Here is a 14,374-nt window from a genome sequence, read left to right as displayed (position 1 = left end):
GGCCCCCCCCCCCCCGGGGGGGCGCCCCCCCCCCGGGCGCCCGTCGGCGCATCTGCGCCGGTTCGGGGTCAGAAGAGCCGAGAGTCGGCGTCGTCGACGCCGCGCATCTCCGCGTAGTCCAGCACCAGGCAGCGGATGCCCCGGTCCTCGGCCAGGGTGCGGGCCTGCGGGCGTATCTGCTGAGCGGCGAAGACGCCCTGGACGGGAGCCAGCAGCGGGTCCCGGTTGAGCAGGTCGAGGTATCGGGTGAGCTGCTCGACGCCGTCGATGTCGCCGCGGCGCTTGAGTTCGACGGCCACCGTCCCACCCGGTCCCCTCGCCAGGATGTCGACCGGGCCGATCGGGGTCTGGTGCTCGCGTCGGATCAGGCTGTGGCCGTCGCCGAGCCGCTCGATCTGGTCGGCGAGCAGGCGCTGGAGGTCCGATTCGACGCCGTCCTTCACCAGGCCCGGGTCGACGCCCATCTCGTGCACGGAGTCGTGGTGGATCTCGCTGATGAGGATCGTCAGCGTGTCGTCGGTCTTGTCGGCCCGCACGGTCCACACCTCGGTGATGCCGGCCTGCGCCTGTTCGGCATCGGGTGGGCTGGTGCGCAGCGTCGCCGGGGGCGACATCCAGTTCAGCGGCTTATAGGAGCCGCCGTCGGAGTGCACCAGCACCGCACCGTCGGCCTTGACCATCAGGAGCCGGACGGCCTGGGCCAGATGGGCGTTGAGTCGGCCGGAATAGGTCACCGAGCATGTCGCAATCACCAGTCGCACGGTCATCCAGTCTAGCGCGGCGGAACCCGGGAGCAGGAACCTGGGAGGATGTCCCTATGGGACGCAGGGGCGGAGCGGGCGGGTCGAAGTGGCGTCGTCCCCATCGGCCGCTGAACCCGGGCCTGATCGACGGCGGGGTCGTCGGCGGGTCCCGGCAGCGGCGGGCCGACGGGGAGTACCACGTGCGGGCGATCTCCGGCGCGGCGGCGGTGAAGTCCTACGTCTGTCCCGGCTGCGGACTGTCCATCGCTCCCGGTACCGCGCACCTGGTGGCCTGGCGGGCAGACTCGCTCTTCGGCGACGAGCATGCCGCCTCGGAACGCCGCCACTGGCATCGGCGGTGCTGGCAGATCCCCTGAGGGCGGCCTGACGACGCTCGCGGCCGGTCGGCTCAGCGGCGGTCCTGCCGGGCGATCAGGACCTCCCGCAGCAGCAGCATGGCGGCTGCCGCGGTGGGGATCGCCATCAGTGCGCCGAGCACGCCCAGCAGGGTGCCCCCGGCGATCACGGAGATCACCGCCACCGCGGCGGGGATCCGCACGGCGCGGGCCATGATCCTCGGGGACACGAAGTAGGCCTCCACCTGCAGGTAGACGAAGTAGATCGCCGCAAAGGTCAGTGCCGTCTGCCAGTCCACCGTCAGCGACACCAGGGTGACCAGGCTGCCGCCAATGACCGGTCCCACCAGCGGGATGAAGGCCAGGACCCCCACGGTCACCGCGAAGAGCGCACCGAAGGGCACCCCGGCGATGGAGATGGCGATGTAGGCGACGATGCCGTTGAGCAGGGCCACGCAGGCCTGACCGATCACGTAGTACCCGACGCCGTCGAGGATCCGCGTCCCCAGGTCCTCGATCCGTGCGCGGCGCGACCGGGGCGCCAGCCGGTAGGCCCAGGCCTTCATGGTCGGCAGCGTCGCCAGGAAGTACAGCGCGAGCACCGTGACGACGAGGATGCCGAAGCCTGTGCTCAGCACGGCCGCTCCGACGCCGAACAGCCCGCCCAGCGCGGTGGTGACTCGGGCCGGATCGGCGAGCAGCCGGTCGACCTCCGTGTCGACGAAGCTCTGGACCTGCAGGTTCTGGTCGAGGTTCTGGAACCACTGGGAGGTCAGGACGTCGTCGATGATCTGCGGGACGGATGTGACGAAGTTGGTCATCTGCTCGGTCACCGTCGGGGTGATCGAGGCGATGAACATCGACACCGCGCTGAGGAAGGTGACCATGGTCAGCAGGACCCCCGCCAGACGGGGGATGCCGAGCCGCTCGAGGCCGCGGACCACCGGGTCCAGGCCCAGAGCGATGAACAGTGCGGCACCGATCCACACCAGCAGCTGTGAGTTGGTCTGTCCCACGAAGAAGATGAGCAGCGCCAGCCCGACGCCGACGGCGAACATGAAGCCGGTGTACACCGGCCGTGCGCCGATGTCGGGGGGCCGGAGCGGATCGTCGCCTGAGCCGACGGAATCGTCCGTGCCGCCGGGTCGGTCGATCGGCTCTGCGGGCAGTCCGTGGACGTCCAACCGGGAGTCACGGCGGACCGCGGCTCGGCGCAGTCCGCGCAGTCCGCGGCGGGGCAGCGTCGTCAGACGTCGCAGCGCGGGACCGCGGGCGGGGCTGGAGCCGGTGCGGGTCTCGTCCTCCGGCGCGCCGCCGCCGCCGGGATCCTGCTGCGGACCTCGGTCGGAGTCCCTGTCTCCCTGTCGCCCTGCGTGCACAGTCCCACCTTAGGCGACCTCGACCCTCCGGCGACCTCGACGCACACCGGTGCCGTGTCGGGCGTCGACTCCGGCCCCGTCGGCTCGCTGTGAGCTGAACGGCGACGTCGGGGGCGGCGGGGCCGGGACCAGTCGCGTTAGTCTTCTGGCAGGACCTCCCCGCACCGGACGTAGGTCGCGGGGGGCCGACATCCGTCGCCCACGTGATGTGCCGAGACGCGGCCCGTACGCCGGGCCGCCTAAGGAGTGAGCAGAAGTGACCCAGCCCGGACACGAGTCGGAGCGGCCGGCTCCGACGAACCCCTCGGTCGACACCCACGGGGCCGTTGACCTCTCCGGCCTGGCCTCGGGGTCCCCCTCCGGCGGGACGCAGCCCGGTGCGGCCCAGGCCGGTGCCGGCTCCGGTGCCGGCTCCGGTGCCGGCTCCGGTGCCGGGACGGGAGCTCCGGGCGGTGCGGACAGCTGGGTGCTGGCCGTGCAGCCCCAGCAGCTCCAGGAGATCGTCCAGCTCTCCGGCCAGGTGCCGGTGCTGCTCGTCATCCACGACTCGGCGCCGGCCTCGCAGAGCATGCGTGCGACCTTGGCCGATGCGGTGGACGCCCAGCAGGGGCGGGTCCTGATGGCGGAGCTCGATGCCGCCTCCCACCCCGAGATCGCCCAGCAGAGCCAGGGCCAGCTCCCGGTCGCCACCGCCTTCCTCGGCGGGCAGCCGGTCGGAGAGTTCGATGCGCAGATCTCCGAGGAGCAGCTGCGCCAGCTGGTCGAGCAGATGGTCCAGATGGCGACCCAGAACGGAATGACCCAGCGGATGCCGGCACAGTCCCGCCGTGCCGGCGGCGCGGAGCAGACCGAGGAGGAGCCCCAGCTGCCGCCGCTGCATCAGAAGGCCCACGACGCCCTGGAGTCCGGGGACTACGACGGCGCGGTCGCCGCGTACGAGGAGGCGCTGCGTGAGAACCCCGGCGACTCGGAGGCGGAGATCGGCAGGGCGCAGGTCCAGCTGATGCGCCGGACCCGGGACGCCGACCTCGAGACCGTGCGCACCGCCGCGGCCGAGGCCCCCGACGACGTCGAGGCGCAGATCGCCGTCGCCGACGTCGACGTGCTGGGAGGCCATGTGGAGGACGCCCTCGCGCGACTGGTGGCCTACGTCAGAGATCATCACGGGGAGGATCGCGAACGGGCACGGGCACACCTGGTGGAGCTGTACTCCATCGTCGGCGACACCGATCCGAGGGTGAACCGTTCGCGCCAGCAGCTGGCCCGCGCCCTGTTCTGAGCCGCGCCGCCATGACCATGTCATCTCCGGTCGGTAGGATGACGCCCATGATCGTTCACCCCCGTTCCACAGACTCCGAGGACCGACTCGTCCGTCTGAGCACCGCAGACCCCGCCGCCCGTCCCGACGCCGGCGGCGCGGCGACGATCGAGCGCGAGCACCAGGAGCAGCTGTCCGAACCGGGAGACCACGAGCGCTTCTCCCACTACGTGAAGAAGGACAAGATCATGGAGTCCGCCCTCGAGGGCGGTGCCGTGGTCGCGCTCTGCGGCAAGGTCTGGGTGCCGTCGCGGGACCCGCAGCGGTTCCCCGTCTGCCCGGAGTGCAAGGAGATCTACGAGGGCTTCGGCGGCGGAGACGGAGACTCGGGCGACGGCGGCTCCGGCGGGGGACGGTCGGGCGGCTTCTTCGGCTTCGGCCGGGGCAAGTGACCGAGGCCGGCGCCTCCGGCGGGTCCGCGCCCAGCCTCTTCGACGTCGACAGCCATGCCGGCTCGTCGATGCCGCCGGTCTATCCGCACCGGGCGGCCCGGGGCACGGCGCCCGCGCTGCGTCAGTGGCAGCAGGAGGCCCTCGACCTCTACGTCGAACGGTCCCCGCGGGACTTCCTGGCCGTGGCCACCCCGGGGGCCGGCAAGACGACGTTCGCCCTGCGTGTGGCCAAGATGCTCATCGACTCCGGTGAGATCACCCGGCTGTACGTCGTCGCCCCCACCGAGCACCTGAAGCAGCAGTGGGCGGACGCCGCGGCGCGCATCGGACTCGCGATCGACCCGAACTTCCGCAACTCCGACGGCCGCCACGGCCGCGAGTTCATCGGGGTGGCGGTCACCTACGCGCAGGTGGCGAACAAGCCCGCGCTGCACCGGAACAAGACCGAGGCCGGACGGACCCTGGTGGTCCTCGACGAGATCCACCACGGCGGTGACGCGCTGTCCTGGGGCGAGGGCATCCGGGAGGCGTTCACCTCCGCGACGCGCCGACTGGCGCTGACCGGGACCCCGTTCCGCTCCGACACCGCACCCATCCCCTTCGTCGACTACATCGAGGACGCCGACGGAGTCAGACGTTCCCGCGCCGACTACTCCTACGGGTACGGTCCGGCCCTGAAGGACCGGGTGGTCCGGCCGGTGGTCTTCATGGCCTACTCGGGGAACATGCGGTGGCGCACCTCCTCGGGCGAGGAGATGGAGGCCCAGCTGGGAGCCGGAGCGACCAAGGACATCACCGCCCAGGCGTGGCGCACCGCTCTGAACCCCGACGGCGAATGGATCCCTTCGGTGCTGGCCGCCGCGCACAAACGCCTGCTCAAGGTCCGTGACCGCGTGCCCGACGCCGGCGGCCTGGTGATCGCCTCCGACCACGAGACCGCGCGCGCCTACGCCGCTCAGCTGGACGCCCTGACGGGTCAGGGGACCACGGTGGTCCTCTCCGACGACTCAGAGGCCTCCCAGCGGATCGAGGACTTCTCCGGCGACGCATCCCGACTCTGGATGGTCGCCGTGCGCATGGTCTCCGAAGGGGTGGACGTCCCGCGCCTCTGCGTGGGCGTCTACGCCACCTCGACCTCCACACCGCTGTTCTTCGCGCAGGCGGTGGGACGATTCGTCCGCCGCCGGAACGCGAACGAGGTGGCCAGCGTCTTCCTCCCCTCCGTCCCCGTGCTCATGGGGCTGGCCAACGAGCTGGAGGAGGAGCGCGACCACGCCCTGGACGTGCCCCGATCCGCCCAGGACGGGGAGACCGAGGAGGAGCAGCTCCTGGAGGCGGCCGAACGTGAGCAGCGCGCCTCGGCGGAGCTGGAGCGGGGGAGCTTCGCCGCGCTGGAGTCTCGGGCGGCCTTCGACAAGGTCCTCTTCGACGGCGACGAGTTCGGTCTCGGCGGCGCGGTCGGTTCGGAGGAGGAGATGGACTTCCTCGGGATCCCGGGTCTGCTGGAGCCGGAGCAGGTCTCGACCCTGCTCAAGCAGCATCAGGCCGATCAGCTGCGCCGTCGGCCCGGCGGGGAGCCCGGACAGGGGCACGGCGAGGAGCTCGACGTCGTCGACCACCGTCGGCTGAAGCGGCTGCGCAGCGAGCTCAACAGGTCGGTCTCCGCCTACGCCGCGAAGACCGGCATGCATCAGGGGGCGGTCCACAACAGGCTGCGGGAGGCGTGCGGCGGGCCCGCCGTCGGGCAGGCGACGAAGCACCAGCTCGAGACCAGGGTCAGGACGCTGCAGAACTGGTTCGTCGGACGGCGCTGAGGCACGCCGCCGCAGGCGACGACCGGCTCAGCGACGGCTTCGGGCTCGGCGACGTCTCAGCCTCAGAGGTCGTCGACGCTGAGCACCTCGACCTCGGCCTCCTCGAACTCCTCGTACGTCTCGGCGATGCGCCCCCGGTCCACGCCCACGGTGAGCTCGGTGAGGACCCGGACCCGGTAGCCGGCCTCCACCGCGTCGAGGACCGTGGCCCGGACGCAGTGGTCCGTGGCGATGCCCACGATGGTCAGGGTGTCCACGCCGCGGTCGGACAGCCAGGCGTGCATGTCCTCGGCCCCGGAGGGCACGGCGTCGGCCGGCGCCACCTTGGCGCCGTCCTCGCCGGCGAGGGTGCCGACCGAGGCGGGATCACCCTCGCGCCCCTCGAAGCCGGAGTATCCGTCCGAGTACAGACCCTTCAGGAAGAAGGTCTCGATGTGCTCGGTCTCCAGGTGGGGGTGCAGCTCGGCGCCGGGGGTGCCGGCCACGCAGTGCACCGGCCAGCTCGTCTCGAAGTCCGGCTCCTCGGAGAAGTGCGCGCCGGGGTCGATGTGCCAGTCCTGGGTGGCGACCACCGCCTCATACTCCGCGTGGACGTCCTCCAGGAACTCGCTGATCTCTGCGGCGACCCGCGCCCCTCCGTCGACCCCCAGGGCACCGCCTTCGCAGAAGTCGTTCTGCACGTCGACGATGATCAGTGCTTCCGCCATGGTCTCCTCCTCCGTCAGCTCCGCGCCTCGCCTCACCCACGAGCCTACCTGCGCCGGGACGGCCGGCAGCAGGGACCGGGAGGTCGGCCCGTGCGGTCGCGCCCGACGGATCAGACGAAGATGGTGGGCAGGACGGGCTCGCCGTGCTGCAGCCTCAGTGCCGAGGCGGGCAGCTCAGCGGTGGAGCGGCGGTGCCGGTCGGCGGCCCGGCGCAGACCCTCCGCCCCGGTGTGCTCCTCGTGGATCCTGCCGCCGGTGACCAGGGGCACCATCAGTTCGCGGTGAGGTTCGTCCTGGGCCTGAGGGGCCTCGCCGACCCCGATCAGCTCGGTGTCGGCGCGCCCGTCGCCCCCGATCATGCGCAGAGGATGCTTCACCCCGCCGACGCTGCGCTTGCCGACGGCCTGCTTGGCGACGTGGACGGGCCGACCGTCGGCGTCGTCGCGCTCGACCAGCTTGTACACCATCGACGCGGTCGGCGCCCCCGATCCGGTGACGAGCTGGGTGCCCACTCCGTAGGCGTCCACGGGGGCCGACTGCAGACGTGAGATCGCGTATTCGTCGAGGTCCGAGGTGACGATGATCCGGGTGTCCGTGTTCCCCAGCGAGTCGAGCAGCCCTCGGACGTGGTGGGCCTGCTCGACGAGGTCGCCGGAGTCCAGGCGCACCGCATCGAGCTCCGGGCCGGCGATCCGCACGGCGCGGCGGACGGCCTCGTCCACGTCGTAGGTGTCCACGAGCAGGGACGTCTTCGGGCCGAACGCCTCGACCTGGGCGCGGAACGCCTCCTCCTCGGTGTCGTGCAGCAGGGTGAAGGCGTGGGCCGCGGTGCCCAGCGTGGGCAGCGACCACCGGCGTCCCGCCTCGAGGTTCGAGGTCGCGGCGAACCCGGTCATCACCGCCGCGCGCGCCGCCGCCGTGGCGCTCATCTCCTGCGTGCGTCGGGAGCCCATCTCCACGCACGGTCGCGACTCGGCGGCCATCGTCATCCGTGACCCCGCCGAGGCGATCGCCGAGTCGTGGTTCAGCACCGAGAGCACGAAGGTCTCCAGCAGGCAGGCCTCCGCGAAGGTGGCCTCCACGCGCAGCACCGGTGAGTGCGGCATATAGACCTCGCCCTCGGCGTAACCGGTGATGTCCCCGCGGAACCGGTAGTCGCGCAGAAAGTCCAGCGTGGGGCCGTCGACCACGCGTCGTCGGTGCAGCCACTCGAGCTCGTCGGCCCCGAACCGGAAGCTGCGCAGCCCTTCGAGCAGCCGTCCCGTGCCTCCGACGACTCCGTACCGCCGTCCCTGCGGCAGACGCCGGGCGAAGACCTCGAACACGCAGCGGCGGTGTGCGGCTCCCGAGCGCAGGGCGGCCTCCACCATGGTCAGCTCGTAGTGGTCGGTCAGCAGCGCTGTCGACGCCGCCTCGGAGCCGACGGCCGGCGTGCCGGTCGGACAGGTCGTGCCGGAGGCGTCCGGCGCGGATGAACGTGTCATGGCCCCAGCGTAGAATAGAGGCTATGAGCACTGCGGCAGGATCGACGCTCACGCAGGAGCAGACCGAGTTCGCCACCGAGTCGTCGGAGCAGGCGAGGCCGGACCGCCCCTACTGCGTGGTGGTCTGGAACGACCCGGTCAATCTGATGTCCTACGTCAGCTGGGTCTTCCGGTCCCACTTCGGCCACTCGAAGCGACGGGCCCACGAACTGATGATGCAGGTCCACGAGCAGGGTCGCGCCGTCGTCTCCGAGGGGGACCGCGAGCAGGCCGAACGCGACGTCACGGCGATGCACCGCTACGGGCTGCAGAGCACCCTCGAGGAGTCCTGATCCGTGGCCACAGCATTCCGCGCCGCATCGTCCGGGTACCGAGCCGACCTGCAGAAGCACGAACGACGCCTGCTGAGCTCCCTGTGCGGCGACGTCACCGAGCTGCTCACCCGCCGCGGCCGAGAAGCTTCGCGGGACAGCGGCGACGGCACCGAGGACTCAGGGCGACCGTCCCGGGGGAGCGGCGGCGAGGCCGACGCGCTCTTCGCCCACTTCTCGGCCGAACTCGCCGGCCTCGACTCCGAGGAGCCCCTGCCCCTCCCGTCGGACCCGGTCGTCCGGCGGCTGCTGCCCGACGCCTCGGAGGACCCGGAGGAGGCCGATCAGCTGCGTCGCCTCACCGAATCCTCCCTGCGAGAGTCCCAGCTGGCGGACCTGCGCGGGGCACGCATGATGCTCGAGACGTCTCCGGTGACGATCCCCGAGTCCGGTGCCGCCGCCTTCGGGCGTGCCCTCAACACGGTGCGCCTGACGTTGGCGACCCGGCTCGAGATCGACTCCGACGAGGCGGCCGCCCAGGTGCATCGGCGCGCCGGCACCGGACGGGTCGGCGACTCCGAGCAGTTCATGGCCGAGATCTACACCTTCATCACCTGGCTCCAGGAGTCCCTCTTCGAGGCCATGCTCGAGTACGTCCCCGAGCACGGCACGGAGGAGGAGGGCTCCGACACGTGACGACCCTGCCCCCTCCGCCCACCCACCGCCCCACACCCTCGGTCGACGCGCCCATCGGGATCTTCGACTCCGGCGTGGGCGGCCTCACCGTCGCACGCGCCGTGCTGGACCAGCTGCCGCACGAGTCCATCGTCTACATCGGAGACACCGCCCACGGCCCCTACGGGCCGCTGCCCATCGCCAAGGTGCGGGCCCACGCCCTCGGGGTGATGGACGAGCTGGTCGACGCCGGGGTCAAGGCCCTGGTCATCGCCTGCAACTCGGCCTCCGCGGCGGTGCTGCGCGACGCCCGGGAACGGTACACCCGTCGCCGCGGCATCCCCGTGGTCGAAGTCATCCAACCGGCGGTGCGCCGCGCGGTGGCCGCCACGCGGAACGGCCGCATCGGCGTCATCGCCACCGAGGCCACGGTCAGCTCCCGCGCCTACGAGGACACGTTCGCCGCCGCACCCCACCTGGACATCACCTCCGCGCCGTGCCCACGGTTCGTGGAGTTCGTCGAGCGCGGCATCACGGCCTCCGACGAGCTGCTGCGCGTGGCCGAGGAGTACACGGCGGTGCTGCGCGCGGCCGACGTCGACACCCTCGTGCTGGGCTGCACCCACTACCCGCTGCTGACCGGTGTGCTGTCCTACGTCATGGGGGACGCGGTCACGCTCGTCTCCTCCGCCGAGGAGACGGCGAAGGACCTCTTCCGAGCCCTGACCCGGGACTCGCTGCTCAGGGACCCCGCCGCGGAGACGGACCCGACGGGCGCGGAGGCGGCGAACACCTTCCTCTCCACGGGAGACGCCGTATCATTCCAACGGTTGGCACGGCGCTTCCTCGGGCCCGAGGTCGTCACCGTGGAGCACATCGCACACGTCACCGAGAGATATCCCACGGGCCTGATCCCGCGGGTCGTCGACACCGGGCCCGCACCCGAAGCAGACCGCCGGACCACCGACGAGGGGCTGTCACACCAACGATGGAACTGACGATCATCGGCTGCAGCGGATCGTTCCCGGGACCTGAGTCGCCGGCATCCTGCTATCTGCTGACCGCACAGCACGAGGGCAGGACCTGGCGGATCATCCTCGATCTGGGGAACGGCTCCCTGGGCCGGCTCCAGCAGCACATCGCGCTCGAGGACCTCGACGCGGTGTGCCTGACGCATCTCCACCCGGACCACTTCATGGACCTGTGCGGCCTCCACGTGGCGATCCGTTGGCGTCCCGGCGGCTGGCCCGGGATCCATCTGCCGGTCCTGGCTCCGACCGACACCGCCGACCGGATCGCCCACGCCTACGGCATGGATGCGGACCCGGGGATGCACCCCGACTTCGACTTCCGGGCCTGGGCCCCGCACCGCCCGGTCACCGTCGGCCCGTTCACCATCACTCCGTTCCCCGTGCGCCACCCGATCGACGAGGCCTACGCCCTGCGGGTGGAGGCGCGGGACGAGGACGGCGCCGTCCGGGTCCTCACCTACTCCGGCGACACCGACGCGTGCGAAGGGCTCGTCGACGCGGCGCGCGAGGCCGACATCTTCCTGTGCGAAGCCGCCTTCGAGGACGGTCGGGACGACCACATCGAGGGGGTGCACCTGACCGGAGAGCGGGCCGGTACGATGGCGCGGCGGGCCGAGGTGGACCGGCTCCTGCTCACCCACATCCCGGTCTGGACCTCGCAGCAGGTGCTGCTGCGCCGCTCGAAGCAGGCCTTCGACGGCGACGTCGCGGTCGCCGTCGCGGGGGTCACGTATCGGGTCGGCCGATCTCCTCAGGAGAGGGCCGCATCCGCCGAAGCCGAAGGACGACGAGAGGACGATCGCTGAGATGACCGCAGACACCGCCGTCGAGGGGTACGCACGGCAGGACGGGCGCACCGTCGACGAGCTGCGCGAGGTGAGGATCACCCGGGGATGGTCGGCGCACGCCGAAGGATCGGCGCTGATCGAGTTCGGCGCCACCAAGGTGCTGTGCACCGCCTCCTTCGAACGGTCGGTGCCGAGGTGGCTGAAGGGGCGCGGAACCGGTTGGGTCACCGCCGAGTACGCCATGCTGCCCCGAGCCACCGACACCCGCTCCGCCCGGGAGTCCGTCCGCGGCAAGATCGGCGGCCGGACCCACGAGATCTCCCGGCTGATCGGACGGGCCCTGCGTGCGGTGGTCGACACCGAGGCGCTCGGCGAGCACATGATCACCCTGGACTGCGACGTCCTGCAGGCCGACGGCGGAACCCGGACCGCCGCGATCACCGGGGCCTACGTGGCCCTGGCGGACGCCGTCGCATGGGCCGGAGAGCAGGGGCACGTGCCTCGGCCGTCGAAGGTGCTCACCGATTCCGTGGCCGCCGTCTCCGTGGGCATCCTCCCCGACGGTCGGGCCGTGCTGGACCTGCCCTACGTCGAGGACTCCACCGCTGAGACCGATATGAACGTGGTGGCCACCGGCTCCGGCGACTTCGTCGAGGTGCAGGGCACCGCTGAAGGTGTGCCGTTCCGCCGCGACGAGCTCGACGCGCTCCTGGACCTCGCAGTGATCGGCACCGCACGACTGACCGAGATCCAGCAGGAGGTGCTGGCCCGATGAGCGGACCCCGGCTCGTGCTGGCGACCCACAACCCGGGGAAGGTGCGGGAGCTCCGCGCCCTGCTCGGCGCGGATCCGGACCTCACCGCGGCCGGTTGGACCCCGGAGGGCCTCGACGCCGCGGTGGTCGACGCCGGATCGATGGGATGCGCCGCCGTGCCGGAGACCGGAGTGACCTTCACCGAGAACTCGCTGCTGAAGGCGCGCGCAGTGGTCGACCGGACCGGTCTGCCCGCGGTCGCCGACGACTCCGGACTGGCCGTGGACGTGCTGGGCGGCGCCCCGGGGATCTTCTCCGCCCGGTGGGCCGGGGTCGAGGCCTCGGACTCCCGGAACCTGGACCTGCTGCTGGAGCAGCTGGCCGAGGTGGGCCCGGATCACCGCTCCGCCGCCTTCGTCTGCGCCGCCTCACTGGTCACCCCCGACGGAACCGAGACCACCCGCCTGGGCCGTCTGGAGGGCACCCTGCTGGAGGAGCCCCGCGGTGAGGGCGGGTTCGGATACGATCCGATCCTGCGGCCCGAGGGGTACGACCGGTCCTGCGCGGAGCTGACCATGGAGGAGAAGAACGCGATCTCCCACCGAGCTGCGGCGTTCCTCGCCCTGCGCCACGATGTGGTCGAGGTCCTGCTCGGGAGGGGCCCGGCCGGCGGTCGGCGCTGAGGTTCGGAGTGCAGATGGGTCTGGACTTCACCGCCGTCGACTTCGAGACCGCCAACGGATTCCGCGGCTCTCCGTGCTCCGTCGGACTCGTGCGGGTCCGTGACGGCGTGGAGGTCGACTCCCTCTATCGCCTGATGCGTCCTCCGCTCGGCTTCGACCGGTTCGATCCGCAGAACGTGGGCGTCCACGGCATCGAGGCCGACCATGTGGCCGCCGAGCCCAGGTTCGACCAGCTGTTCCCCGAGCTGATGGACTTCCTGGACGGCGACGACCTCGTCGCCCACAACGCGACCTTCGACGTAGAGGTCTTCGAATCCTCCTTGGAGGTCAGCGGCCTCGACGCGCCCGGACTGCGCGCCTGGTGCTCGGTGCAGCTGGCCCGCGCAGTGTACCGACTGCCCTCCCACGCGCTGCCTCACGCCGCCGCCGAAGCCGGGCATCGGCTCACCGCGCACCACCACGCCCTGGCCGATGCCAGGGCGTGCACCGCCGTCGTCGTGGACGTCGCCTCCCGACTGGGCACCCGATCGGTGGAGGACACGTTCCGCGCCGAGGCCCTCCACGCGGTGGAGCTCTCGCCATGGACGGCGCCGAGGTCCCGTGAGTCCCGGGCGACGCGTCAGGTGCGTCGTCTCGGCCCGGTCTTCGACGCCCGGGACCCGACGGTCGATCCGTGGTCGCTGCCGGACCTCATGCGGTGGCAGGAGGAGGGACGCAATCCGCCGCCGAACCCCGATGCCGACCCCGACCATCCGCTCTTCGGGGAGCAGGTGGTCTTCTCCGGGACGCTGGCCGTTCCCCGCCCGCGGGCCAAACAGCTCTGCGCGTCTCGGGGCGCACGGACGGCGTCACGTGTCACAGCCGGTACGACCGTGATCGTGATCGGGGACGGCCTCACCGCGGACGACATCGAGCACCGCGGCCCGAACCCCCCTCCGGGCAGCCGCAAGGTCACGGAGGCGCTGCGACGCCGGTCGGCGGGTCAGCCGATCAGAGTCATGGACGAAGAGACGTTCGACGCTGTGCTGAACGATCTGCCGGTGCGGCACGGCGGCGTCGTCCGGTCACCGACGCCCCTCACCGGTCGTCGTCGGTGATCTGCCGCCAGGCCGAGGCGAAGCCCCGCAGACGAGGATGCAGCGCCTCCTCGCGGGGCACCTCGCCCTCGAGCGCACGATCCAGGGCTGTCACCACGCGGGACAGGACCGCGCGCAGCGCGTACCCCCCATCCTCTGCGATCTCCCCGAGACGGGCGAGGGCGGTGACGACCCGCTCCGTGCGCTCCGACGCGCCGGCCACATGATGCAGCTCCTCGACGAGCACGGCCGCCCTGCGGCGCAGCCGGTCGCCGCCCTGGGTCAGACAGACGGTCTGATCCGCCCAGCCGTGCAGCATCCGCAGTTCGACGTAGGGCACCAGGGCCAACGGCAGCACCCGGATCAGCGCGTCCGGGTCTTCGGCGTCCGCCTGGGCCGGCGCGCTAGGGTACGCCATCTCACCGGTGGCCAGGCCCGAGCGTGAGAGTCCGCCGGTTCCCGGTCTCAGCGTCAGCTCACCGCTCCGGAGCCCCGTCTCCAGGGAGGCGTCCAGGTCCCGCGGCGGGGGTGTCGGCGCCTGCGGCGGAGACGCCCCCGTCACCAGGCGATACCACCGCAGCGACCCCAGCCACATGCAGGCCAGCGGATCTGCCCCGACGCCGCGGCGCGACCAGTCGAGCAGCTCCAGGAGACCATCGGCGGTGCAGAGCGCGTGGAGGAGCTCTGCGTCCACAGAGATCGGCGCTGCGGCGGCCTCCGACTCCTCGAGGCCGTCCCGGCGGAGGTGGTCGGCGGGCAGCAGCCCGTGCAGCAGGGCGGGGAATCGCCGGATGAGCAGCCGGTCGCGGTGTCCGTCGTCGACGATGTCCTGAGGCATCGTCCCACCCTATCGGGACGGTGCG

The 14,374-nt window shown here is 71.7% G+C and carries 16 protein-coding genes; 11 read left to right on the top strand and 5 right to left on the bottom strand.

Translation table 11 applies throughout. The annotated features are described in order from the left end of the window. Positions 1 to 68: 68 nt before the first annotated feature. The gene (gene nucS / locus N7E59_RS04475) at positions 69 to 761 is read right to left on the bottom strand and encodes an endonuclease NucS (protein WP_261623700.1); all 693 of its coding nucleotides are present in this window, start codon (positions 759 to 761) and stop codon (positions 69 to 71) included. Positions 762 to 817: 56 nt separating this feature from the next. Between nucS and N7E59_RS04470 the strand changes: the two genes are divergently transcribed. Continuing rightward, a complete protein-coding gene (locus tag N7E59_RS04470) occupies positions 818 to 1,120 on the top strand; it encodes a hypothetical protein (RefSeq protein WP_261623699.1) in 303 nt (100 codons plus the stop codon). Between the two features lie 32 nt (positions 1,121 to 1,152). Here N7E59_RS04470 and N7E59_RS04465 read toward each other — a convergent pair whose 3' ends face one another. Further along, a complete protein-coding gene (locus N7E59_RS04465) occupies positions 1,153 to 2,478 on the bottom strand; it encodes an AI-2E family transporter (protein WP_261623698.1) in 1,326 nt (441 codons plus the stop codon). A 256-nt stretch (positions 2,479 to 2,734) separates the two neighbouring features. On the opposite strand from N7E59_RS04465, the gene N7E59_RS04460 reads away from it, so the two are divergent. From N7E59_RS04460 to N7E59_RS04450, 3 genes are all read left to right on the top strand, one after another. Beyond that, positions 2,735 to 3,757, top strand: a complete 1,023-nt coding sequence (locus N7E59_RS04460; protein WP_261623697.1) for a co-chaperone YbbN — start codon at positions 2,735 to 2,737, stop codon at positions 3,755 to 3,757. Between the two features lie 47 nt (positions 3,758 to 3,804). Further along, positions 3,805 to 4,188 carry a DUF3039 domain-containing protein gene (locus N7E59_RS04455; protein ID WP_261623696.1) on the top strand — a complete coding sequence of 128 codons (384 nt, stop codon included), beginning with the start codon at positions 3,805 to 3,807 and terminating at the stop codon, positions 4,186 to 4,188. Between the two features lie 68 nt (positions 4,189 to 4,256). After that, positions 4,257 to 6,002, top strand: coding sequence for a DEAD/DEAH box helicase (locus N7E59_RS04450; RefSeq protein ID WP_261623718.1), 1,746 nt, complete (start codon positions 4,257 to 4,259; stop codon positions 6,000 to 6,002). A gap of 62 nt (positions 6,003 to 6,064) precedes the next feature. Here N7E59_RS04450 and N7E59_RS04445 read toward each other — a convergent pair whose 3' ends face one another. Both N7E59_RS04445 and N7E59_RS04440 read right to left on the bottom strand, forming a co-directional pair. Next, positions 6,065 to 6,709, bottom strand: coding sequence for an isochorismatase family protein (locus N7E59_RS04445; RefSeq protein ID WP_261623695.1), 645 nt, complete (start codon positions 6,707 to 6,709; stop codon positions 6,065 to 6,067). Between the two features lie 110 nt (positions 6,710 to 6,819). Then, on the bottom strand, positions 6,820 to 8,106 hold the full coding sequence (locus N7E59_RS04440) for a nicotinate phosphoribosyltransferase (protein ID WP_390905007.1): 1,287 nt from the start codon (positions 8,104 to 8,106) through the stop codon (positions 6,820 to 6,822). 110 nt (positions 8,107 to 8,216) lie between these two features. Between N7E59_RS04440 and clpS the strand changes: the two genes are divergently transcribed. From clpS to N7E59_RS04405, 7 genes are read left to right on the top strand one after another with little or no spacing between them, the layout of a single operon-like run. Further along, positions 8,217 to 8,525, top strand: coding sequence for an ATP-dependent Clp protease adapter ClpS (gene clpS / locus N7E59_RS04435; protein ID WP_261623693.1), 309 nt, complete (start codon positions 8,217 to 8,219; stop codon positions 8,523 to 8,525). 3 nt (positions 8,526 to 8,528) lie between these two features. Continuing rightward, positions 8,529 to 9,200 (top strand): DUF2017 domain-containing protein, encoded by a 672-nt coding sequence (locus N7E59_RS04430; protein ID WP_261623692.1) that lies wholly within the window; start codon positions 8,529 to 8,531, stop codon positions 9,198 to 9,200. A gap of 5 nt (positions 9,201 to 9,205) precedes the next feature. Then, on the top strand, positions 9,206 to 10,177 hold the full coding sequence (murI, locus tag N7E59_RS04425; protein ID WP_390905006.1) for a glutamate racemase: 972 nt from the start codon (positions 9,206 to 9,208) through the stop codon (positions 10,175 to 10,177). Then, positions 10,168 to 11,016, top strand: a complete 849-nt coding sequence (locus tag N7E59_RS04420; RefSeq protein ID WP_261623690.1) for an MBL fold metallo-hydrolase — start codon at positions 10,168 to 10,170, stop codon at positions 11,014 to 11,016. The genes murI and N7E59_RS04420 overlap by 10 nt, the downstream gene beginning before the upstream one ends. Position 11,017: 1 nt before the next feature. After that, the gene (rph, locus tag N7E59_RS04415) at positions 11,018 to 11,773 is read left to right on the top strand and encodes a ribonuclease PH (protein ID WP_261623689.1); all 756 of its coding nucleotides are present in this window, start codon (positions 11,018 to 11,020) and stop codon (positions 11,771 to 11,773) included. Beyond that, positions 11,770 to 12,435, top strand: a complete 666-nt coding sequence (rdgB, locus tag N7E59_RS04410) for an RdgB/HAM1 family non-canonical purine NTP pyrophosphatase (RefSeq protein WP_261623688.1) — start codon at positions 11,770 to 11,772, stop codon at positions 12,433 to 12,435. The genes rph and rdgB overlap by 4 nt, the downstream gene beginning before the upstream one ends. A gap of 14 nt (positions 12,436 to 12,449) precedes the next feature. After that, the gene (locus N7E59_RS04405) at positions 12,450 to 13,532 is read left to right on the top strand and encodes an exonuclease domain-containing protein (RefSeq protein WP_261623687.1); all 1,083 of its coding nucleotides are present in this window, start codon (positions 12,450 to 12,452) and stop codon (positions 13,530 to 13,532) included. Here the strand turns inward: N7E59_RS04405 and N7E59_RS04400 are convergent. Next, positions 13,513 to 14,349, bottom strand: a complete 837-nt coding sequence (locus tag N7E59_RS04400) for a hypothetical protein (protein ID WP_261623686.1) — start codon at positions 14,347 to 14,349, stop codon at positions 13,513 to 13,515. The two genes, N7E59_RS04405 and N7E59_RS04400, sit on opposite strands and share 20 nt — an antisense overlap. Positions 14,350 to 14,374: the final 25 nt, after the last annotated feature.

It is taken from the genome of Nesterenkonia marinintestina (assembly GCF_025420485.1).
GTDB classification, from domain to species: Bacteria; Actinomycetota; Actinomycetes; order Actinomycetales; family Micrococcaceae; genus Nesterenkonia; species Nesterenkonia marinintestina.
This window is presented reverse-complemented; position numbering and strand designations above follow the sequence as displayed.